Source organism: Streptantibioticus silvisoli, assembly GCF_027947535.2.
GTDB lineage: Bacteria > Actinomycetota > Actinomycetes > Streptomycetales > Streptomycetaceae > Streptantibioticus_C > Streptantibioticus_C silvisoli.
The window spans coordinates 17,002-39,508 of record NZ_JAAGKO020000050.1; the positions used below are offsets into that span (position 1 = coordinate 17,002).

The 22,507-nt window shown below is 75.4% G+C and carries 11 protein-coding genes; 2 read left to right on the forward strand and 9 right to left on the reverse strand.

The features are described 5' to 3' along the window. Positions 1 to 168 precede the first annotated feature (168 nt). Positions 169 to 1,038, forward strand: a complete 870-nt coding sequence (locus POF43_RS35015; protein ID WP_271315508.1) for a helix-turn-helix transcriptional regulator — start codon at positions 169 to 171, stop codon at positions 1,036 to 1,038. Here the strand turns inward: POF43_RS35015 and POF43_RS27115 are convergent. The 6 genes from POF43_RS27115 to POF43_RS27140 form a co-directional block, all read right to left on the reverse strand. Continuing rightward, on the reverse strand, positions 1,012 to 2,259 hold the full coding sequence (locus tag POF43_RS27115; protein ID WP_271315507.1) for an MFS transporter: 1,248 nt from the start codon (positions 2,257 to 2,259) through the stop codon (positions 1,012 to 1,014). The two genes, POF43_RS35015 and POF43_RS27115, sit on opposite strands and share 27 nt — an antisense overlap. Before the next feature lie 160 nt (positions 2,260 to 2,419). Further along, positions 2,420 to 3,529: an HAD-IIIC family phosphatase gene (locus POF43_RS27120; RefSeq protein ID WP_271323289.1), complete on the reverse strand. Its 1,110-nt coding sequence runs from the start codon at positions 3,527 to 3,529 to the stop codon at positions 2,420 to 2,422. Between the two features lie 13 nt (positions 3,530 to 3,542). Further along, the gene (locus POF43_RS27125) at positions 3,543 to 4,673 is read right to left on the reverse strand and encodes an acyl-CoA dehydrogenase family protein (protein ID WP_271315505.1); all 1,131 of its coding nucleotides are present in this window, start codon (positions 4,671 to 4,673) and stop codon (positions 3,543 to 3,545) included. Further along, the gene (locus POF43_RS27130) at positions 4,664 to 4,939 is read right to left on the reverse strand and encodes an acyl carrier protein (RefSeq protein ID WP_271315504.1); all 276 of its coding nucleotides are present in this window, start codon (positions 4,937 to 4,939) and stop codon (positions 4,664 to 4,666) included. Before POF43_RS27130 ends, POF43_RS27125 begins: the two co-directional genes overlap by 10 nt. A gap of 26 nt (positions 4,940 to 4,965) precedes the next feature. Beyond that, complete coding sequence (locus tag POF43_RS27135; protein WP_271315503.1) at positions 4,966 to 5,817, reverse strand: 3-hydroxyacyl-CoA dehydrogenase family protein; 852 nt, start codon at positions 5,815 to 5,817, stop codon at positions 4,966 to 4,968. After that, positions 5,814 to 6,635 (reverse strand): thioesterase II family protein, encoded by an 822-nt coding sequence (locus POF43_RS27140; protein WP_282699180.1) that lies wholly within the window; start codon positions 6,633 to 6,635, stop codon positions 5,814 to 5,816. The genes POF43_RS27135 and POF43_RS27140 overlap by 4 nt, the downstream gene beginning before the upstream one ends. Positions 6,636 to 6,725: 90 nt before the next feature. Between POF43_RS27140 and POF43_RS27145 the strand changes: the two genes are divergently transcribed. Further along, a complete protein-coding gene (locus POF43_RS27145; RefSeq protein WP_271325188.1) occupies positions 6,726 to 7,718 on the forward strand; it encodes a 3-oxoacyl-[acyl-carrier-protein] synthase III C-terminal domain-containing protein in 993 nt (330 codons plus the stop codon). Positions 7,719 to 7,776: 58 nt separating this feature from the next. On the opposite strand, the gene POF43_RS27150 is transcribed toward POF43_RS27145, so the two are convergent. The 3 genes from POF43_RS27150 to POF43_RS27160 all read right to left on the reverse strand — a co-directional run bounded on the left by POF43_RS27150 (position 7,777) and on the right by POF43_RS27160 (position 22,179). Next, on the reverse strand, positions 7,777 to 15,474 hold the full coding sequence (locus POF43_RS27150; protein WP_282704802.1) for a non-ribosomal peptide synthetase: 7,698 nt from the start codon (positions 15,472 to 15,474) through the stop codon (positions 7,777 to 7,779). Between the two features lie 313 nt (positions 15,475 to 15,787). Next, a complete protein-coding gene (locus POF43_RS27155; RefSeq protein ID WP_271324689.1) occupies positions 15,788 to 18,967 on the reverse strand; it encodes a non-ribosomal peptide synthetase in 3,180 nt (1,059 codons plus the stop codon). Beyond that, complete coding sequence (locus POF43_RS27160; RefSeq protein ID WP_271324690.1) at positions 18,964 to 22,179, reverse strand: non-ribosomal peptide synthetase; 3,216 nt, start codon at positions 22,177 to 22,179, stop codon at positions 18,964 to 18,966. Before POF43_RS27160 ends, POF43_RS27155 begins: the two co-directional genes overlap by 4 nt. Between the last annotated feature and the right edge of the window lie 328 nt (positions 22,180 to 22,507).

A 22,507-nucleotide genomic window follows, 5' to 3' on the forward strand; every position in this document is an offset into this window, starting at 1 on the left:
CAAACGTTTTCCCAGGCTCTCCGGAACCGGTCGGTCGTACTCGGCACTCGACGCGGGCGCGGTCCTTGCCTACCGTAAGCGGCACGGGGGCTTGAGGACGGTCAGGGCCTCCGTGGGCGCCGGGACGCGTTGGTGGACCCGGCTCGGCTGTTTCTGGAGAGGGTCCTCGTGCAGCAGGCAGTGGACGGTTCCCACATCGCCTCCCGGGATTTCCATCCCGCGTCGGCACTTGAATACGGTTCGGACAGCGAAGCAATTTCGGAAGAGGCAATCAACAGCGCCCGGAGCATTATCACCGACGCGCTCGACGCGTACCGCAGACAATCCTCCGGCCTGATCACCGCCATTGACCCGCCGGCCATCGCCAGGGTATTGCGGGCGACCGTGGCGGTGAACGCGGAACACCCCCGGATGACGTTGCGGGTCACCGGTGATCCGCTCGCCGGGCTGCCGGCCCCGGCGGCGGAGGAAGTGGCCGATTTCGTGCGGCGCGACGTGGTGGGCGGCGGGCATTTCCTGGAGTTGCTGCGGCACCGCGACGCACCGCTGGACCGGGCCGGCCACCACCGGCTCGCCGACCTGATGGCGCGGGGTGCCCGGGTCCGCACCCTGGCCGGCGACTTGCCCGCGATGATCACGTTCGGGCCGGAACTGGCGGTATTGCGATCGCCGCGCGGGGCGGGCGGCGGAACGGCCGAGGCGCTGCTGCTGCGCGGCGGCGATGTCGTCGGCATTCTGCGCCGATTCCAACTCCTGCTGTGGGAGCAGGGGTTGGACTTGACACATAACCAAAACGCCGAAATCCCGCCGCTGTCGCTGGACTGCACGCAGTCGCAGGTCCTGCACAAACTATGTGCTGGTATGAAGGACGAGACCGCCGCACGCCAGATGAATGTGTCGGTACGCACCTACCGCAGGCATGTGGCGAGCATCTTGAAGCGGCTGGACGTCAGCTCACGTTTCGAGGCCGGGCTCAAAGTCGCCGAACTCGGCCTGCTGGGCCTGGTGCGGTCAGGCCGGCCAGACGGCGCCGCGTAGCCGGCGCGACAAGGTGGCCGGCACCAGGGCGGCGGCCAGCAGCGCGGCGAAGAACGCCAGGGTCGCGCCGGGCGAGAACCAGTCGAGCAGCAGGCCGCTGCCGAACATCCCGGCCGGCACGCCGAGCATGAAGAGCATCATGGTGGCGGCGACGACCCGCCCGCGCAGTTCGTCCTCGACCTGCTGGAAGATCAGCACGTCGACCATGACGCGCAGCGCGGGCATGCTCAGCATGGTGACGACCAGGGCGAGGAAGACGGTCACCGCGCCGCCCGGCAGCAGCGGCGCGAAGAACAGCGGCACGCAGATCCAGGTGCTGGCCAGCAGCAGCTTGCCCGGGCCCATCAGCCGGTGCAGCCGGCCGATGAGCAGGGCGCCGAGGATGCCGCCGACCGCCTCGCCGGACAGCGCCAGGCCGATCCCGCCCGTATGCGTGCCGTGCGAGCGCAGCAGCACGATCACCGGCAGCACCAGCGCGGTGCTGCACAGGTTCAGCACGCAGGCCACCGCGAGGGTGGGCCGCAGGTCCCGGCTGTGCACCAGGTACCGGAAGCCCTCCAGTGCGCTGCCGCGCGGCCGGCCGCCGCCGGCCCCCGCGGTGTCGAACCTGACCACGCAGGCGGCGGCGAAGGCCACCAGCGATCCGAACGCGGTGCCCAGGAACGGCGCCTGACGCCCCACGCCGAACAGGAACCCGGCGATCGGCGGCCCCAGCAGGCTGGAGCCGTTGGCCCGCGCCTCGTCCTGGCTCAGCGCCTGCCGCAACTGCGCCTTGGGCACCACCGAGCGCACCGCCAGCAGCCGGGTCGGACCGGTGTAGGCGGTCGCCGCGCCGATGACGACGGCCACCAGCAGGGTCTGCACGACGGTCAGGCAGTGCAGCCACAGGGCCACCGGGATGCTGCAGGTGACCAGGCAGCGGACCCCGTCGGCGATGATGAGCACCGTGCGGCGGTCGTGGCGGTCGGCTGTCGAGCCGCCGTGCACGCCGAAGACCAGGGAGGCGGTCATCTGCACACCGCCGAAGGCGCCGGCCATCGCCGAGGAGCCGGTCATGGCCAGCAGCAGCAACGGGTAGGCGGTGTCGGCCATCCGGGCGCCGAGCATCGAGGCGGCCGAGCCTGCCCACAGCGCCTGGAACCGCCAGTTGCGCCGCAGCGGGACCAGGGCCTGCCCGGCGCCGTCCTGCGGCGGTGCGCCGCCGACCTCGACCTGTGCCATCGCGTGCCCCTTCGAGCCGTCGGCCGGCGCCCGAACCGCGCGCCGTTGCAGCCACGTTCACGTGTGCGTCAATGATGTCGAGCCCGCGAATCGGGAGGCAAGCGTTCCCGCCCGGCCCGCGCTGTCCACATGGTGACAAGCGTTGTCCACTTGCTGACCGTCACAGGTGCGACGTCATGGTCAGGTGGTCGGGCACCGCGGGGACCGCCGCGGCGCCGGGTGCCGCGCGGTACTCGTAGACCGCGACGCCGTCCGCCCGCTCCTCGGCGAGCGCGAAGCCGGCGAAGCGGTAGGACACCAGCATCATCCGGTTGCGGTCGGTGGGCACGAACTCCCCCCGCAGCCGCACGCCCCGCTCCCGCGAGCGGGCGATGACGTGGCCGAGCAGCACGGCGCCGATCCCGCGGGCCATCACCCGGCAGGAGACCAGCAGCAGCTTCAGCGTCCAGCAGGTCTCCCGGCCGGCCGGCGCGTCGCCCTCCAGCAGCACCAGGCCGACGGTGCCGTAGTCGCCGAACCGGTCGGCCAGGTCGACCACCAGCAGCACGTGCCGGTCCGAGGAGCGCAGCGCGTCCAGCTCGTCGTGGGAGTAGGTGTAGCCGGTGGCGTTCAACTGGTGCGTGCGTACCGTCAGTTCCTCGGCGCGTGCCAGGTCGCCCGGGCCGGCCCGGCGTACCGCCAGCCGCATGCCGAGGCCGGCCAGGAACTCCTGCGGGGTGCCGGCGAAGTCCTCCTCGGCGGCCGAACGGCGTTGCTCCGCCTGGTACATCAGCCGCCGCCGGGCGCCGTCGCCGGTGACCACCGCCGGGGTGAGGTCGGCGCGGGCCAGCAGCGCGGCGACGTCGTGCGGGCCGGTGATCTCGGCGGTGCGCACCGCGGGCAGCGCGCCGCTGACCTCCTCGCGTTCGAAGGGGTCGTCGTCGACGAACAAGAAGGCGTCCAGGCCCAGGTTGAGGTCGGCGGCGATGCGGCGCACCGACTCCGACTTGGCGCCCCAGCCGATCCGCGGCACCAGGAAGTAGCCGGCCAGCCCGGCCCGTTCCAGCCGGGCGGTCGCGGTGGCCGGGTCGTTGCGGCTGGCGACGGACTGAAGGACACCGCGGGCGTCCAGTTCGCGGACCGCCTCGGCCATGCCGGGGCGCACGGTCACCTCGGCGTCCTCCAGCAGCACCCCGCTCCACAGGGTGTTGTCCAGGTCCCACACCACGCACTTGACCGGTGGGGCGGCCGGGGTCCCGGCGGCCGGCGCGTCGGCGGACTGCGTACTCATACCGGTGTTCCCCTCAGTGTCCGGCGGTGTGGCCGAAGCGGCCGATCATGGTCTGGCTGACCTCGTTGCCGCCCTCGATGATCTCCATGACCTTCGCGTCGCGGTAGTAACGCGCGACCGGGTGGTCGGGCGAGCAGCCGGCGGCGCCGTGGATCTGCACCGCGTCGCGCGCGGCGTCGGCGGCCGCCCGGCCGGCGAAGTACTTCGCCTCGGTGGCCGCCATCGGCGCGTGCGGGCTGCCGGCGCCGATGAGTTCACCGGCCCGCAGCGCCAGCAGGCGGCCGGCCTCGGCGGAGACCACCATGTCGGCGACCATCCGCTGCACCAGCTGGTGCTGCAGCACGCCGCGCCCGGCCGCGTAGCCGGCCGACGCCTCCAGGCAGGCGCGCACGATGCCGACGCTGCCGGCCGCGACGCTGTAGCGGCCCAGGGTGAGCGCGGAGGTGGTGATGAACGGGTGGGCCCGGCCGGGGGCGCCCAGCAGGTGGTCGCGCGGCACCGGGCAGTCGTCGAAGCGCAGTTCAGCCAGCATCGAGCCGCGGGTGCCGAGCATGCCGGGCAGCGGTTCGACGCTCAGGCCGGGCCGGTCGCGTGCGACGAGGAACGCGGTGGGTCCCTCGTCCGGGGTGCGGGCGAAGACCAGGAAGACGTCGGCGAGCTGACCGAAGGTGATCCAGCGCTTGGTGCCGGTGAGCAGGTGGTGCCCGCCGTCGCGGCCGGGTCGCGCGACGGTGGCCACGGCCGCGGCGTCGCTGCCGGCGTCCGGCTCGCTGAGGGCGAAGGCGCCCAGCGCCTCGCCGCTGACCAGCCGCGGCAGCCACCGCTCGCGCAGCGCCGGGGTGCCCCAGCGCCGGACGCTGTCGGCGACCATGTCGTGCACGGTCAGCAGGCTGCGCACCGACGAGCAGGCCCGGCCGATCTCCTCGTGCAGCAGGCCGTAGGCGATCGGGTCGAGCCCGCGCCCGCCGAGGCCGGCGGGCAGCAGCGGGGCGAGCAGTCCCTCGGCGGCGAGCCGGCCGACGATCGCGCGGTCGACGCGTTCCTCGGCGTCGTGGCGGGCCGCGTGCGGGGCCACTTCCTTGTCGGCGAAGTCCCGGAACCGGTCGCGCAGCGCGGCCAGTTCCGGGGTGGGCGTCAGTCGCACGGCTGCGCCGCCCGGCCCTTGCCGGCCTTGTAGGTCACGAAGTCGGTCAGCGCGTTGACGGAGCTGAAGTAGGCCAGCTCCAGCTCGTTGTTCTCCACCTCGATGCCGAAGCGGCTCTCGACGAACATCACCAGCTGGGCGGCGAACAGCGAGTTGACGAATCCGGCGGCGAAGATGTCCTCGTCGTCGCCGATCTGCCTCGACAGCGAGGACGTCAGGTACTGCCTGGTCTGCTCGCGCACCTCGTGCGGTTCCGGCGTGCTCATGGTCGTTTCCTCTCCGGGCGGCGGGCTCAGTGGTAGGTGTAGAAGCCGTGGTTGGTCTTCTTGCCGAGGCGGCCGGCGTCGACCATCCGGCGCAGCAGCGGACACGGCCGGTACTTGCTGTCGCTGAAGCTGTCGTGGAGCATCTCGATGCTCTTGAGGATGGTGTCGATGCCGATGAGGTCGGCCGTCTCCAGCATCCCCATCTTGTGGCCGAGGCAGGATTTGAAGATCTGGTCGATCTCGGCGGGTTCGGCGACGCGTTCCTGCACCAGGTAGGCGGCCTCGTTGATGGAGAGCATCAGCACCCGGTTGGCGACGAAGCCGGGCGAGTCGTTGACCAGGATGCCGGTCTTGTCCATGCCGGCGAGCAGTTCGCGGGCGCGGGCGATGGTCGCCTCACTGGTGTGGACGCCGCGGATCATCTCCACGACCGGTTTGTGCGGCACCGGGTTCATGAAGTGCATGCCGATGACGCGTTCGGGCGCGCGGACCTGCCCGGCGATGCGGGTGACCGGCACGCAGGAGGTGTTGGCGGCCAGCACGGTCGCCGGCGGGCAGATCTCGTCGAGGCGCCGGTAGACCTCGCGCTTGATCTCCCAGTCCTCGGTGGTGTTCTCCACCACGAACGCGGCCCGGGCGACGTCGGCCAGCTCGGTGGTGGTGGTGATGCGGGCGAGGGTGGCGTCGTCGTCCTCGCCGCACGGGCGGCCCAGGAAGCGGGCGAAGCGCAGTTCGCGGCGGATGTGGCCGAGGGCTTCGTCGAGCACGTCCTGGCCGATGTCGGCCAGGATCACGTCGTGGCCCGTGGCGGCGAGGCTGTGGGCGACGCCGCGACCGATGGTCCCGGCGCCGATCACCGCGACCGGCGAGATCGTCATGGCGTGTTGCTCCCTTCGGGTCGGGCCGCGGTACGCGTCAGGCGCGCGATGTCGCGCAGCAGGGCGTCCGGGGCCGCGTAGAGGTAGAAGTGGTCCCCGGGGTGGAGGGTGAGGCTGAAGTCGGGTCCTTCGTAGGCGTCCCACTCCTCCAGGTCCCGCGGGGGGACCACCGGGTCGGACAGGCCGCCGAAGACGTGCAGCGGGCAGGGCAGCGGTTCGGGTCGCTCCAGGCGGTAGGAGTCGGTCAGGCGGATGTCGCAGCGCACCGCGGCGAGCACGGCGCGCAGGTGGTCGGGGTGCCGGGTCAGGGCGTCGGGGATGCCGCCGGTCTCGCGCAGCCAGGCCAGCAGTTCGGCGTCGCCGGCCCGGTGGACGCGGCCGCGCCGGGTGTCGGGGGCGGGCAGGTGCGGCGGACGGGCGGCGGACAGCAGCAGGGCGCGCGGGGCGGGCAGGGCGGCGCGGTGGATCCGGCGGGCGAGTTCGTGGGCGACGAGCGCGCCGAAGCTGTGGCCGAACAGGGCGTAGGGGGCGCGCAGTTCACCGCGCAGGGCGTCCAGCGCGGCGGCGGCCAGCTCCTGGAGGGTGCCGGGCGGCGGTTCGGCGGCCCGGGTGCCGCGGCCGGGCAGTTCGACGGGCAGCAGTTCGACGCCGGCGGGCAGCCGGCCGCGCCAGGAGGAGAACGCGCCGGCCGCGCCGCCGGCCTGCGGAAAGCACAGCAGGCGAAGGCCGGACCCGGCCGCGGGAAAGCGGCCGACGATCCACGGATTCGCCCGCTTCGTTCGCAGCGCGGTATTCCCGGTGCTGTCCTGGGATTTCATCGGGCGCATCCGTTGCTTTCACGGACCGCTGTGCGAGAATGCCGGGCGTTCCCGGGTCCGCTGCCGGATGCCCGATCGAAGGAGAGCGATATGGCTGCGATATCGAACATCGTCACGGTGCTCCCGGAAAAACGGCTGGAGGTGGCGGCCGTCGCCGAGCGCGAGCGGCTTTCCGGTCCCGATCTGGCGGTGGTGGAACAGCTCGGGGTGGCGGCGGTGCGCGACGCGGACGGCCGGTCGGCCACCGACCTGGCGGTCGAGGCGACCCGGTTGCTGCTGGCGGACGGCGACGCGGCCCGGGCGGGCGCCTTCCTGCTCGTCGGCGGCCGGTACCCGCAGGCGCTGATGGCCTCCGAGGCGACCCGGGCCCAGCGCGACTCCGGCCTGACCAGCGCTTTCGCCCTCGGTGTGTCGGAGTTGGGGTGCGTGTCGGTCTCGGCGGCGCTGCTGACCGGCCGGGGGCTGCTGGCCGCGGACGCCGCGCTGCCGGGGGTGGTGGTGGCGCACGGCTGCACACCGCCGGGACCGCGGCGGTACCGGCGTCCGGTGACGCTCAACGGGGACGGGGCCATGGCGCTGCACCTCTCTCAGGACGGGCCGCTGCGCATTCTCGACATGACGCTGGAGACCAACGGCGAATACTGGGACCTGTTCCAGGTCGACTATCTCGGGCAGTCCTTCGACGCGTGGACCGAGGTATGCCGGGACACCCGGCGCTACTCCTTCTCATTGGCCGTGGAGACCCGTAAGCGATTCGGGCGGATGAATGACGACATGCTCGCGCGGCAGGGTCTGGCGATCGAGGACGTCGACCATTTCGTCACCCAGAACCTCTCATCGGGTTCGTTCGACTTCTACGAGCAGAACTTCGACATCTCCATCGCGCGGGCCTGCCGGCGCAACCTGCGCGAGTACGGTCACGTGGGGTCCTCCGACATCGGGCTGAACCTGCGGGCGGGCATGGACGACGGGGAGTTCCAGCCGGGCGATCTGGTGCTGGTGATGAACAGCGCGCCGGTGGCGGCCTGGAGCAGCATGCTGATCGAGGTCACCGGGCCGCTGCCGGAGATGCCGGCCGCCTGAGCCGCGGTCGTCACCGGGCCGCCGGCGGAGACGCCGGCCGCCGAGCCGTGGTCGGTCGTCACCGGCCCTCCCCCGCCTCGGCGGCCAGCGCGCGCCGCGAGAGCTTCCCGCTGGCCTCCAGCGGGAAGTCCTCGCGCCACACGTACCGGTCGGGCAGCATGTGCGCGGGCAGCCGGGCGGCGAGCGCGGCCCGCAGTTCCTCCTGCGTGCGGTCGCCGCGGGTGCCGGTGAGGTGGGCCTCCAACCGCTGGGTGCCGGGGCGGACTTCGGCCACCACGACGACGGCGGCGGTCACCGCCGGGTGTGCGGTGAGCAGCGCCTCGATCTCGCCGGGTTCGACGCGCAGGCCGCGCAGCTTGACCTGGTCGTCGAGCCGGCCGAGGAACTCGATGACGCCGCCATCGGTCACCCGGCAGCGGTCGCCGGTGCGGTAGAGCCGCTCCCCCGGGCCGCCGAACGGGTCGGCGACGAACCGGGCGGCGGTCTGTCCGGGCCGGCCCAGGTAGCCGCGGGCCAGCCCGGCACCGCCGACGAACAGCTCGCCCGGCACGCCGAGCGGCGCCGGCCGCAGCCGCGCGTCGAGCACGTACAGCCGGGTGTTGGCGACGGGCCGGCCGATCGGCACGGTGGCGAGGGCGCTGTCGTGCCGGCAGTCCCACACGCTGACGTCGACCGACGCCTCGGTGGGGCCGTAGAGGTTGAACAGGTCGGCCGGGCAGGCGGCGAGCAGCCGGTCGCGCACGTCCGGCGGCAGCACCTCGCCGCTGCACACCACCCGGCGCAGGCCGTCGAGCTGCCCGGGCAGGGCGACGTCGAGGAAGAGCCGCAGCATCGACGGCACGAAGTGGACGGTGGTGATCCGCTCGCGTGCGATGAGGTCGCCCAGGGCGAACGCGTCGCGCTGCGCACCGGGTTCGGCGAGCACCACGGCGGCGCCGGCGATCAGCGGCCAGAAGAACTCCCACACCGACACGTCGAAGCTCATCGGGGTCTTCTGCAGCACCCGGTCGTGCGCGTCGAGCGGGGTGTGCTCCTGCGCCCACAGCAGCCGGTTGACGGCGCCGCGGTGCGGGACGGCGACGCCCTTGGGCCGGCCGGTGGAGCCGGAGGTGTAGATGACGTAGGCCGGGTGGTCCGGCAGCGGTGCGCCCCCGGGGGCGGCGGCCGGGGCGGGTGCGGCGCGCAGGGCGGCGAGGTCGACCGGCAGGCGTTCGGCGCCGGTGTCCTCGATCGCCGGCACGGCGCCGGGGCCGGTCAGCAGCAGGGCGGCGCCGGAGTCGCGCAGCATGTGGGCGAGGCGGTCGGGCGGGTAGTGCGGGTCGAGCGGCAGGTAGGCGGCACCGGCGTACAGCGTGCCCAGCAGCGCGACGACGAGTTCGACGGAGCGTTCCGCGCACACCGCGACCACGCTCTCCGGTCCGGCGCCGGCGGCCCGCAGCCGGTCGGCGAGCCGGCCGGCCAGGTCGTCGAGTTCGCGGTAGGTCAGCCGCTCGGCGCCCAGCGAGACCGCGGTGCGCCGCGGGGTGGCCGCGGCCTGGCGGCGGATCAGCGACGGCACGGTGGCGCCCGGTTCGCGGTCGCGCGCGGTGTCGTTGCCGTCGTGCAGCAAGGAGCGTTCCTCGGCAGCGTCGAGCAGCGGGACGGCGTCCACGGTGGTGCCCGGCGCGGTCAGCGCGGTCAGCAGCCGGCGCCAGCGTTCCACCAGGCGCTTGGCGGTGCGCGGGGTGAAGCGGCCCGCGTCGCACAACAGCGCGCCGGAGACGCCCTGTTCACCGGCGCGCACCCGCCACAGCAGGTCCAGGGCGCCGTGCGGGGTCTCCAGGCCCGCCGCGCCGTCGCCGATCTCGACGGCGACCGCGACCAGCGGGTGGCGCCCACCGGGCGCGGCGGGCGGCAGGTCCTGGTCGGCCGCGGCGGCCAGCGCGGCCTCGGCGCGTTTGACCAGGGTGCCCAGGTCCGGGTCGCCGCCGGTGTCGACGCGCACCGGCAGGCACTCGCCGGTGCCGGCGTCGCGCAGGCCCACGACGACGTCGTGTTCGCCGGTCAGGCCGGTCATCAGGGCGGCGACGGCGGCGAGCACGCCGGCCGCGGACGGCGGTCGGCCCGGCAGGGCGCCGAGCGCGCCGGCCACCGCCTCGGTCAGCCGGAACGGCCGCACCGTGGCGGAGCCGCCGGCCGCCGCGCCGGGCCGGTCCGGGTACAGCTCCAGCCGGGGCGCGGCGGCCGGCGGTGCCGGTGGGTCGGCGGGCAGCACCGACCGTACGGCGGCGGCCAGTTCGCGCGCGTACCGGCGCAGCGGCGCGGTCAGGTCCTCGCTCACCTCGACGACGGTGTCCGCCGCCCCGGTGGCCGGCACCGGGTCCTGCGGCGCGGCGGCGGGGTTGCGGAAGCGGTGGACGCGGCCGCGCCAGGCGGTGGAGGCGGGAGCGGCGGTGCCGCCGGTCTCGACCAGGCCGACGAAGTCGACGCGTTCGCCGGCGGCGGCCAGCAGGTCGGCGGCCTCGCGGGCCAGCACGGTGCCGTACTCCCAGCCCAGCAGGCGGTACGGGCCGTGCGGGCGGGTGGCGCGGATCGACGCGACGCAGGCGGCGACGCGCTGTTCGGCGGTGGCGCCGGCGCCGGGCGGTTCGGCGCGGACGCCGAACAGCGGTACGTCGGGGGCGAAGTGGCGGGCGAAGGCGTGGAAGGACAGCGTGTTGTCGCCCGCCGGGTGCAGGCAGAACAGCGCGGTGGAGGTGCCGCGCGGCTGGAGCGCCACCGCCGGGGAGCGGGTCACCCGGCCGCCGGCCGCCTCGACGACGCCGGCCAGCAGGTGCGGGGTGGGGTGGTCGAAGAAGGCGCTGACCGGGACGCGCACGCCGTGCTCGACGCTGATGCGGCTCAGGACCGCCATGGCCATCAGCGAGTGGCCGCCGAGGGCGAAGAAGTCGTCGTGCCGGCCGGGTTCGCAGCCCAGCAGTTCGGCCCAGATGCCGGCCAGCGACTTCTCCATCGGCCCCTCGGGGGCCTCGGCGCGCGGCGCGGCGGCGGGGGCGGCCGACGCCGGGGCGGGCGCGGTGGCGGCGGCCGGGTCGCGTACCTCGACGACGCCGGCGGCGGTGATCCGGGCGCGGCGTCCGGTGGCGCGCATGCGGGCGCCGGCCCGCTCGGGGTCCGGGTCGGGCAGCAGGCCGGCGGGGGCCTCCCGGCCGGGCAGGCGGTATCCGCCACCGGTGGCGGTGCCGGCGGCGTACAGGTCGCCGACGACGCCGTGCGGTACGGGGAGCAGGTCCGGACCCAGGACGCGCAGCCGGACGCCGGGCGCCGGGGTGCCCAGGGCCGACCAGCGCGGGTCGCCGGTCGGGGTCGAGGGGGCGAACAGCGGTCCGGGGCCGGCCGGTTCGTGGCCGCGGAGCAGCGCGGCCAGCAGATCGGGCAGGTCGGCGGCGACCGGGTCGCCCCAGGCGGCGGCGAGCGCCCGGTGGTCCAGGACCAGGCCGTCGAGCGCCCGGCCGTCGGCGGCGTACAGCACGACGGCGGCGGCGGCGGGCGCCGGCGCGGGGTCGGCGCCCTGGGCCGCACCGGCCGGTGCCGGGCCGTCGAGGGCGAGGGTCTCGCCCGGCCACGGCACGGCGTGGCCGGTGCCGGCGGTGGTGATCAGCAGCTTCGGCGCGGCGGCGGCCAGGACGGCGGCCTGCCGCACGAACGGGGCGTCCGGGTCGTACGGCACGTGGACCGCGCCGGCGGCGAGCGTGCCGAGGAACGCGGTGACCGCCCCGGCACCGGTGGCGGGCCCGGCGACCGGGTCGCCGGGGCGCACGCCGCGGGCCCGCAGCCGGGCGGCGAGGGCGCGGGCGGCGGCGTCCGGGCGGGCGGCGGCGGACAGCACGCCGGGGCCGGTGGCGGTGGGGCCGCGCCCGGCCGCCAGCAGTGCGCCGCGGGCGTCGTCGGGCAGCAGCGGCAGGGCGGACAGCCGGGTGTCGGGGTCGGCGGCGATGCCGGCGAGCAGCGTGAGGTAGGAGTCGGTGAGACGCACGATGGTGGCCCGGTCGAACAGGTCGACGCTGAACTCGAAGGTGGCGTCCATCTCGTCGGTGCCGGCCATCTCGACGACGGCCAGGCTCAGGTCCCACTTGGCGGTGCCCGGCGGCAGCCCGCCGAACAGCGCGCGGTCGGCGCGGTAGCGCAGGCCCGCGCTCAGCTCGCGGGCGTCGTTGGCGTTGTTCTGGTGGATGTAGGCGATCTGGAACAGCGGGTGCCGGGAGGCGTCGCGTTCGGGCTGAAGGTCGGCGACGGTCATGGCGAACGGCAGCTCGTCGTGGTCGATGCCGTCGATGACGGTCCGGCGCACCCGGGCCAGCGCCTCGCGGAACGTCGGGTCGCCGCCGAGGTCGGTGCGCAGCGGGACGGCGTTGTTGAAGTAGCCGATCAGGTCGAGCACGTCGCTGTGCGAACGGCCGGCGGTGGTGGTGCCCACGACGACGTCGTCCTCGCCGCCGTACCGCACCAGCAGCGTCTTCAGGGCGGTGAGCATGGTCATGAACAGCGAGCCGCGCTGCGCCTGGCTCAGCTCCTTCAGCCGGCGCATGACGGGCGCGGGGATGGTGAACCGGTGGCCGTCGCCGCGGCCGGACAGCTGGGCGGGGCGCGGCAGCGGGGTGGGCAGGGCGGAGGGGCGGACCCCGTCGAGGGCGGCACGCCAGTAGCGCAGCAGTTCCTCGCGGCGCCCCCCGGCCAGCCGTTCGCGTTGCCAGGCGGCGAAGTCGAGGTAACTGACCGGTAGTTCGGGCAGTTCGGGGCGGCGCCCGTGCAGTGCGGCGTCGTAGAACTCCCACAGGTCGCGGTCGAGGATCTGCGGGGTCCAGCCGTCGTAGACGCTGTGGTGGGCGACGAGCAGCAGGACGTGGTCGTCGGCGGCGAGGCGCACCAGGGTCTTGTGGTAGAGCGGGCCGGTGGCCAGGTCCATCGGGGCCGCGGCGGCCGCCCGCAGCAGTTCGCGGGCCCGGTCGGTGCGCTCGGCGGGGTCGGTCAGCGCCGTCAGGTCGTGGACGAGCAGGTCGTCGGCGCCGGCCGGGCGCAGGACGACGCGGGGGGCGCCGTCGACCTCGACGAAGCGGGTGCGCAGCGAGATGTGCCGTGTCTCCAGGGCGGTCAGTGCGGTGCGCAGCGCGGCGATGTCGAGGGGGCCGTCCAGGTGCAGGTCGTGCGGGACGTTGTAGACGGCGGTGCCGGGCTGGAAGCGGTCGAGGAACCACAGGGCCTCCTGCCCGTGGCTGGGCCGGTAGGGGCCGCCGGCGGCGATGCGCGGGATGCCGGCCGGGGCGGGCGCGGTCGCGGTGCGGGCGGCCCGGGAGGCGATCAGCGCGGCCAGGGCGGAGACGGTGCTGGACTCGTACAGGGCCGGCAGGGTGAGTTTGACGCCGAAGCGCTTGCTGACGCGTTCCAGCACGGACAGGCCCAGCACGGAGTTGCCGCCGAGGTCGAAGTAGTCGGACTCGCGGTCGACGCCGTCGATCTTCAGGGCGTCGGCGAAGATGCCGGCCACGGCGGTCTCGGCGTCCTGCGGCGTGCCGGGTTCGCCGGTCCGCGTCCCGGTCGCGGCGGTGGCGGCGGCCGGGGCGGGCCGGGCGCCGGCGGGGGTGGCCTCGGGCCAGCAGCGGGTGGGCTCGAAGGGGTAGGTGGGCAGTTCCAGGCGCCGGTGCGGCCGTCCGGCGTACCAGGCGTCCCAGTCGAGGACGGCGCCGGCGCAGTAGAGCGCGGCGACGGCGGCGGGCAGCGCCGCGGCGTGCGGGAGCTGCCAGGCGGCGAGGTCGTGGGGTGCGGCGGCGAGCGCGTCGAAGGCGGGGTCGACCTGGCCGAGCACCCGGAACGCGGACGGTTCGCCGGCGGCGAGGCGGGCGACGACGTCGCGGGTCCTGGCGGCGGCGTCGCGCGGCGGGGTGAAGGGCTCGGCCCAGGCGTCGGCCAGCGGCAGTTCGCCGCGCAGCGCGCGGGCGACGGCGCGGCCGCGCCCGGTGCCCAGCACGACGGCGGGCCGCACGCCGAGGGCGCCGAGGGCGGTGGCGGCGGCGTACTGGTGGCGGACGGCGGCCGGTACCGCGTCGCCGCCCGCGTCGTAGGCATGCCGGTAGGCGGGGAAGACGCTCCAGGCGGCCGGGTCGGCGGGCGCGTCGCCGGGTTCGCCGATGACCAGGACGTACCGGCGCCGCGGTGCCGCCCTCCCCGGGGCGCGGGCGTCGCGCAGGGCGGCGGTGAGCGAGGCGGCGTCGGTGACCGGGAAGGCGACGCGGCAGGCGTGGTCGTCGCGGCCGGCGTTGAGGACGAACAGCGCGTCGGGCAGGTCGCGCGGGTCCAGGCCGGGGGCCCAGTCGCGCAGCGCGGCCAGCAGCCGCTCCAGCGCGGCCGGGGTGCGGGCGGAGACGGTGGCGAGGTCGGGGCGGGCCGGGACGCCGGCCGGCGGGCGGGCGGCGGGCGGGGCCTGCTCGACGACGGCGTGGGCGTTGGTACCGATGAGGGTGAAGGAGCTGACGCCGGCCACCCGGGGGCCGTCGGTGGTCCACGGCGCGGTCTCGGTGCTGACCCGGACGGGTTCACCGTGCGCGGCGAGTTGCGGGTTGGGGCGTTCGAAGTGCAGGGAGCGGTAGCGGGTGGCGTGCCGGACCTGGAGGATCGCCTTGATGAGCCCGGCGGCGCCGGCCGCGTTGCCGAGGTGGCCGAGGTTGGTCTTGACCGAGCCGATCGCGCAGGCGTGCCGGCCGGCGCCGGCCGCGGTCAGGACGCGCTGGGCCGCCTCGATCTCGATCATGTCGCCGAGCCGGGTGCCCGAGCCGTGCGCCTCCAGCAGGGTGAGGCGGTCCAGCCCGATGCCGGCCTCGCGCCAGGCCTGTTCGACGACCTCGACCTGGGCGGTCAGGCCGGGGGCGGAGAACCCGTTGGAGCGGTGGCCGTTGTGGTTGACGGCGACCGCGCGGACCACGGCGTGCACGGTGTCGCCGTCGGCGACCGCCCGGTCCAGGCGCTTGAGCAGCAGGACGCCGCCGCCCTCGCCGGGTGCGGTGCCGGCCGCGTCGGCGTCGAAGGCGCGGCAGACGCCGTCGTCGGAGACGACCTCGGAGAAGCCCTCGCTCTGATCGCCGGCGGCCAGCACCGGGGTGAGGCTCAGGCCGCCGGCCAGCGCGGTGTCGACCGATCCCAGGGCGAGTTCGCGGCACGCGTAGTGCAGGGCGATCAGCGAGCTGGAGCAGCCGGTGTCCAGCACGACGGCGGGCCCGTGCAGGCCCAGCAGGTAGGAGACCCGGCCGGCCAGCGCGGACGGCTGGGTGCCCAGCAGGGTCAGCACGTCGCTGTCGCCGACCAGTCGCTGGTAGTCGCGGTTGGGGGCGGCGAGGAAGACGCCGCAGGCGCTGCCGCTCAGCGCGGACAGGCGGTAGCCGGCGTTCTCCACGGCGGCACAGGCCAGTTGGAGCGTCAGGCGCTGGTGGGGGTCCATCGCCTCGGCCTCGGCGGGGGTGATGCCGAAGTACTCGCGGTCGAACTCCTCGACGCCGCGCACCATGGACATCCGCCCGTGGCCGCCGGAGGCCGGGTCGAGCCCGCTCAGGGCGAGGCGGCCGGCCGGCGGCGGACCGACCAGGTCGCGCCCCTCGCTCAGCAGGGCGTGCAGTTCCGCGGCCGTTTCGGCGCCCGGCATGCGGACCGCCATGCCGACGACGGCGATCGGCTCGAAGGCCGGGGCGGCGGTGCCGGCGGGAGGCCCGGAGTGCGCGGAGGTCGGCATGTCGGCGTCTTTCTGCTCGCGGTGGGCGGTGGCGCTCGTCGGGGGGGCTGGTTCGTCGTCGGGGGTGGTCGCCGGGAGGTTGTACGGCTGGGGCCGGTCGGCGGGGGGCTGAGCGGCTGGGGTCCCGCGTCCGGGGCCGGTCGTCGGGGGCTTCGCGTCTGGGGCTTCGCTTCGGGGCCGGTACGTCGGGCGGCTGGTCGGCGGGGGCGTTGCGGCGGGGGCTCTACGTTGGCGGCTGGTCGGCGGGGGCTTCGCGTCGGCGGGGGCTTCGCGTCGGAGGGGTGGGCGGTGGGGGCCGGGGCGCGGCGGGGGGTCAGACGTCGAAGTCGGCCGGTTCCGCGGTCTGCCGCAGCCGGCGGTCGTCCAGGACGGCGGCGATCTCGGCGACGGTGGTGAACTCGAACATCTCCACCAGGGAGAACGGCACGTCCGGGAAGGCGGTGGTGATCCGGTCGTGCAGCGCGGCCAGCAGCAGCGAGTTGCCGCCGGCCTCGAAGAACTTCTGGTCGCGGGCGATCCCCGGCACCCCCAGCACCGCGAACCAGGCGTCCCGTACGGCCGTCTCGGTGGGGGTGCGCGGCGCGGTGCCCGCGGCGGCGGGGTCCGGGTCGCCGAAGACGGGGGCGGGCAGGGCACGGTGGTCGGCCTTGCCGTTGGCGGTGAGCGGCAGCGCGTCGAGCGGGACGAAGGCGGCGGGCACCATGTACTCCGGCAGGGCGGTGCGCAGCGCGGCGCGCAGGGCGGCGTCGGAGGGCGGCGGGCCGTCGGGGACGACGTAGGCGACCAGGCCGCGGCCGCCGGGCAGGTCGTCGCGGGCGATCACCGCGGCGGCGCGTACCGCGGGGTGCCGCAGCAGTACGGACTCGATCTCGCCGGTCTCGATGCGGAAGCCGCGCACCTTCACCTGTCCGTCGAGGCGGCCGAGGAAGTCCAGCTGTCCGGACGGCAGCCGCCGTACCAGGTCGCCGGTGCGGTACAGCCGGCCGCCGGGCGGGCCGAAGGGGTCGGCGACGAACTGCCGGGCGGTCGGGCCGGGGGCGCCGGCGTAGCCGCGGGCCAGCCCCTGGCCGCCGAGCCACAGTTCACCGGGCACCCCGACCGCCGCCAGGGCGCCGCGGTCGTCGACGACGTAGGCGGTGCGGTGTGCGATGGGCAGGCCGATCGGCACGCTGCGGCGGCTGTCGTCGACGTCGGTCAGCGGCAGGCTGGTGGCGACGACGGTGCTCTCGGTGGGGCCGTAGATCTGCACGAGGGGGCGGCCGGGCCGGTGCCGCAGCATGGTCGCGGCGTGGTGCGGGGAGAGCACGTCGCCGCCGACCAGCAGCTCGCGGACGCCGTCCAGCGCTTCGGGGAACTCCTCGGCGGCCAGGTGCAGTTGGGGGGCGATGAGCATCAAGGTGGTGACCGGGTGGCGGGCCAGCGCGTCGATGAGGTCGCTGGGGAAGGGCAGTCCCTCGCGCGGCAGGGCGATCGCGCCGCCGGTGAACAGCGGGCCGAAGATCTCCCAGACGGAGGCGTCGAACGACAGCTGGGCGAGCTGGAGCCGCACGTCGCCGGGGCCCGGGCCGGGGCGGCCGGTGTCCAGCAGCAAGGAGGCCAGCGCCCGGTGGGTGATGGCGATGCCCTTGGGGGTGCCGGTGGAGCCGGAGGTGTAGATGACGTACGCCAGGTTCTCGGCGCGGACGGTGGAGCGCGGGCGGTGCGCGGGCCGGGCGGCGATGGCGGCGGCGTCGCCGTCGAGGCTGACGACGTGGTGGCCGGCGGCGAACCGGTCGGCGTACCGGGAGGTGGTGACGACGACGCGGGCGCCGGCCTCGCGGGCGACGTGCCGCAGGCGGTCGACCGGGTGGGAGGAGACGAGCGGCAGGTAGGCGCCGCCGGCCTTGAGCACCGCGAGCAGCGTGGTGATCATCGCGGGCGACCGGTCGACGCAGACGCCCACCACGTCCTCCGGGCCGACGCCGGCCTCCCGCAGCAGGTGCGCCAGCCGGTTGGCGCGCTCGTCGAGTTCGCGGTACGTCACGGTGGCGTCGTCGGCGAGCACGGCCGGGGCGTCGGGGGTGGCGTCGGCCCGGGCCGCGAACGCTTCGGCGGCGGTGGTCGCGCAGGGCGGGCCGGCGGTGCCGTTCCAGCCGGTGAGCAGTTCGCGGCGTTCGGCGGGCGGCAGCTGGTCGAGGGCGTCGATCCGGGTGTCGGGATCGGCCGCGGCCTGCTCGGCGAGCCGGACGTACTGCGCGCCCATCCGCTCGACGGTCTCGAAGTCGAACAAGGTGGCGTCGTGGTCCAGCACGCAGAACAGGTCGGTGCCGTCGTCCTCCACCGCCAGGCCCAGGTCGAACTTCGCCACCCCCGGGTACAGCTGGACCGGCGTCACCTCGGCGCCGGTCAGCCGCATGCCGGCCGACAGCAGCGGCTCCACCGAGAAGGTGGTCTGGAACAGCGGGTTGCGGCTCAGGTCGCGTTCGCCGCCGAGCCGTTCCACCAGCCAGGGGAAGGGCAGTTCGGCGTGCTCGACGGCGTCGAGGGTCTCGTCGCGGACCCGGCCGATGAGTTCGCGGAACGTGGGGTTGTCGCCGGCGGCGACCCGGAAGACGGTGAGGTTGACGAACAGGCCCACCACGCCGGCCACTTCGGGCAGGCTGCGGGTGCTCAGCGGCACGCCGACGCACACGTCGTGGGTGCGGGCGTAGCGGCTGACGAGGACCTGGTGGACGGCGAAGAGGGTGGCGAACAGCGTGGCGCGTTCGTCGCGGGCCAGCTCGCGCAGCCGGGCGCTGACCGCGGTGGGCAGCCGGAAGCGGTGCGCGAGGCCGTGGTGGGACTGCACCGGGGGCCGCGGCCGGTCGGTCGGCAGGTCGAGCACCGGTGCGCCGGCCAGCCGTTCGCGCCAGAAGGCGGTGTGGGCGTCGACGGCCTCGGCGGTGAGGCGTTCGCGCTGCCAGTGCGCGAAGTCGGCGTACTGGAAGGCGACTTCGGGCAGGACGGCGGCGGTGCCGGCCACCGCGGCGTTGTACAGCGCCTCGAACTCGTCGAGCACGATCGACATCGAGGTGCCGTCGACCACGATGTGGTGGACGAGCAGCATCAGCACGCGGCTGTCCGGGGCGGTGGTGAGAATCCGTACCCGCAGCAGCGGTCCGCCGACCAGGTCGAAGGGGCGGCCGGCCTCCTCGGTGAGCCGGCCGTGCAGGGCGTCGGGGGCGACCGGGTGCTCGGTGAGGTCGAGGCGGACCGGTTCGTCGTCGTCGGGGTCGTCGATGACCTGGAGCAGTTCACCGTCGCTGACCTTGAAGGCGGTCCGCAGGCTCTCGTGCCGCCGCACCACGGTCTCGAACGCGGTGCGGGCGGCGGGCAGTGAGAAGGCGCCGTCGATCCGCAGGACGCAGGCGATGCTGTAGGCGGCGGCGGACCGGCCCACCTGGTCGACCAGCCACAGGGCCTGCTGGGCGACGGAGGCGGGCAGTTCGACGACCTGCCGCTCGGTGCCGGTCACGCGTTATCCCGCCGGTCGGCGCCGGCCGGCGCGGGCACGCCGCGCCGTTCCCTGGCGATCCTCATCAGGCCGGAGGGCGCCGCGGCGACCGGCGGGGTCAGCCGGGCGGCCAGGTCGCCGACGGTCGCGGACTCGAAGACGTCGCGCACCGCGATCGTGCCGATGCCGCGGGCCCGGACCTCGGCGGCCAGTCTGATCGCCAGCAGCGAGTGGCCGCCGAGTTCGAAGAAGGAGTCCTCAAGACCGACGTCGTCGACCCCGAGCACCTCGGCGAAGACCGCGCACAGCCGCCGTTCGCCCTCGTCGCGCGGCGCGGTGCGCACCGTGGGCCGGGCCAGGTCCGGGGCGGGCAGGGCGGCGCGGTCCAGCTTGCCGTTGCGGGTCAGCGGCAGCGCGTCCAGCACCACGTAGTCGGTGGGCACCAGGTGCTCCGGCAGCCGGCCGGCGAGGTGGGCGCGGACCGCGTGCGGTTCGGCGGCGGCGCCGGGGGCGGGTACCAGGTAGGCGACGAGGCGGGGGTCGCCGGCCCGGTCCTCGCGCACGACGACGGCGGCGTGCCCGACGCCGGGCGCCCCGGCCAGCGCGCCGGTGATCTCGCCGGGCTCGACGCGGAATCCGCGGATCTTGACCTGGTCGTCGGAGCGGCCGAGGTGGACCAGCCGGCCGTCCGCCGTCCAGCGCACGACGTCGCCGGTGCGGTACATGCGCCCGCCGGCCGCGTACGGGTCGGCGACGAAGCGGCCGGCGGTCAGCGCGGGGCGGCCCAGGTAGCCGCGGGCCAGGCCCGGCCCGCTGACGTACAGCTCGCCGGGCACCCCGGGCGGTACCGGGCGCAGGGCGTCGTCGAGGACGTGGACGCGGGTGCCGGCGATGGGCCTGCCGATGGTGACCGGCTCACCGGCCGCCAGCGGGCCGGCGGTGGCGTAGACGGTGGTCTCGGTCGGCCCGTAGAAGTTGACCATCCGGTGCCGGGCGGTCCAGGTCTCCACCAGCGACGGCGGGCACGCCTCGCTGCCGGTGGCGACGACCGCGCCGGCCGGCAGGGCACCGACGGGCAGGGCGGCGAGCAGCGAGGGGGTCAGCAGCGCGTGGGTGAGGCCGGCCGGGGTGCCGTGCCGGCCGAGGTCGCGCGGTTCGCCGATCCACAGGGTGCCGCCGGCCAGCAGGGCCATCGCGGTCTCGGCGACGGAGGCGTCGAACCCGGCGGAGGCCAGCTGCGCCACCCGGCTGCCGGGGCCGGCGCCGAGCAGGTCGGCGTGCGCGGCGGTGAGCCGGGTCAGGCCGGCGTGGGTGACGGCGACGCCCTTGGGGGTGCCGGTGGAACCGGAGGTGTAGATGACGTAGGCGGTGTTGGCGGGGCGCAGCGGGCCGCGGCGTTCGGCGTCGCGCACCTCGCCGGCCGGCTCGGCGGCCAGCTGCGCGGCGGTGGGCCGCAGGACGCGGGGGTCGCCGGCCCGGCCGTCGCCGTCGGTCAGCACCAGGGCCGCCGCGGTGTCGGCGAGCACGAAGTCGCGGCGGGCGGCGGGGTGGGCCGGGTCGACGGGGACGTGGACGCCGCCCGCCTTGGTGACGGCGAGCAGGGCGGTGAGCTGGCCCGCGCCGCGCCGCATCTCGACGGCGACCGGGATCTCCGGGCCGACACCGCGGGCGATGAGGTGGCGGGCCAACCGGTTGGAGCGTTCGTCGAGTTCGCGGTACGTCAGCCGGGTCGCACCGTCCTCGACGGCGACCGCGCCGGGGTCGCGCGCGACCTGCTCGGCGAACAGCTGCGGCCAGGTGCGCTCCGCGGTGGCGGGGGCGTCGTTCCACTCGGTGAGCAGCATGCGGCGTTCCGCGGCGCCGAGGATGTCGAGTTCGCTGAGCCGGACCGCGGGCCGGGCGGCGGCCTGGGCCAGGACGCGGACCATGCGGGTGGCCAGGGTCCGGGCGGTGTCGGCGTCGAACAGGTCGGCGGCGTAGGTCACGCAGACCTCGGCGGCCTCCTCGCCGTCCTCGTAGACCACGAACAGGTCGAACTTCGGGGTGTCCTCGACGACCTCGGTGGTGGTCTCCAGGTCGCCGACGCGCAGCGGCGGGGCGCTGTCGTGGACCGCGTACGCCACCTGGAACAGCGGGTTGCGCGCGGCCGAGCGGACCGGGCCGAGGTCCTCCACCAGCCGCTCGAACGGCAGGTCCTGGTGGTCGAAGGCGGCCAGGTCGGTGGCGCGCACCCGGGTGAGCAGCTCGGCGAACGCCGGGTCGCCGGAGGTGTCGGTGCGCAGTACCAGGGTGTTGACGAAGAAGCCGATCAGCTCGTCGAGCGACTCGTCGCCGCGGCCGGCCACCGGGGTGCCGATCGGGATGTCCTGGCCGGCGCCCAGCAGGGTCAGCGTCGCGGCGAGCGCGGCCTGCCCGACCATGAAGACGGTGGTGTGCGCCTCGTTGGCGGTGCGCCGGACGGCCTCGGCGACGGCCGGCGGGACCTGGACGACGACGCGGCCGCCGCGCCGGCTGGGCCGCCCCGGGCGCGGACGGTCGGCGGGCAGCGCGATCTCGGCCGGCAGCCCGGCCAGCGTCTCGCGCCAGTAAGCGAGTTGACGACCCGTCAGGCTGTCGGGGTCGTCGGTCGTGCCGAGTTCCGCGCGCTGCCACAGGGCGAAGTCGCCGTACTGCACCTCCAGCGGCTCCCAGCCGGGCGGGTGGCCAGCGCACCGGGCGGCGTAGGCGCGCGACAGGTCGCCGGTCAGCACGCCCATCGACCAGCCGTCGACGGCGATGTGGTGGGCGACCAGGGCGAGGAGGTACTCCTGGGGGCCGATACGGGTCAGGTGTGCGTGCAGCGGGATGTCGCGGGTGAGGTCGAACCGGTGGGCCGCGCACTCGGCGACGACGGCGTCCGCCTCGCCGGGGTCGCGGTCCGTCACCAGCAGCACGTCGCGGACCCCGGCGGCCGGCCGCACGTGCTGCACGGCCGCGCCGCCGTCGTCGGCGATGACGGTGCGCAGCGACTCGTGGCGCTCCACCACGTCGTCGACGGCCGCGCGCAGCGCGTCCACGTCGAGCGGGCCCCGGACACGGGTGATCAGCGGGACGTTGTAGGTGTGGCCGGCCTCCTCCAGCGTCTGGAGGAACCACAGCCGCTGCTGCCCGAAGGACAGCGGCACCGCATCCGGATCACCCTCCGGCGCCTTCGACCCCACCCCGACGACCTCCTGGTTCTCCTCGACCGGCACGCCTTGGTCGAACGTAGGCGGCCTTCCGCATGGCGTCCATCGGATGGCGAACGGCTGTCAACAACCTGACACCGGGGCGGGGATGGCGGTGTCAGGTTGATGCAGGGCGCCCTGGCCGGGGTGGCCCTGCCCGGGAGGCCCCTGCCCGGGAGCGACAGCGGTGGTGGGTGCGGCCCTCGCCGGGGGCGGGGACGGGGGCGGCCGGGGCGGGGCGGGGCGTCGGTGAACGGGGGCCGGGGTGCCGGGTAAAGCTGGGCGACGGAGGTTTGCCTCCGGCGGATCGCGGGGGCGTTCGGGGGAAGGGAGGCGACGCGTTCGGGGGTCTGTT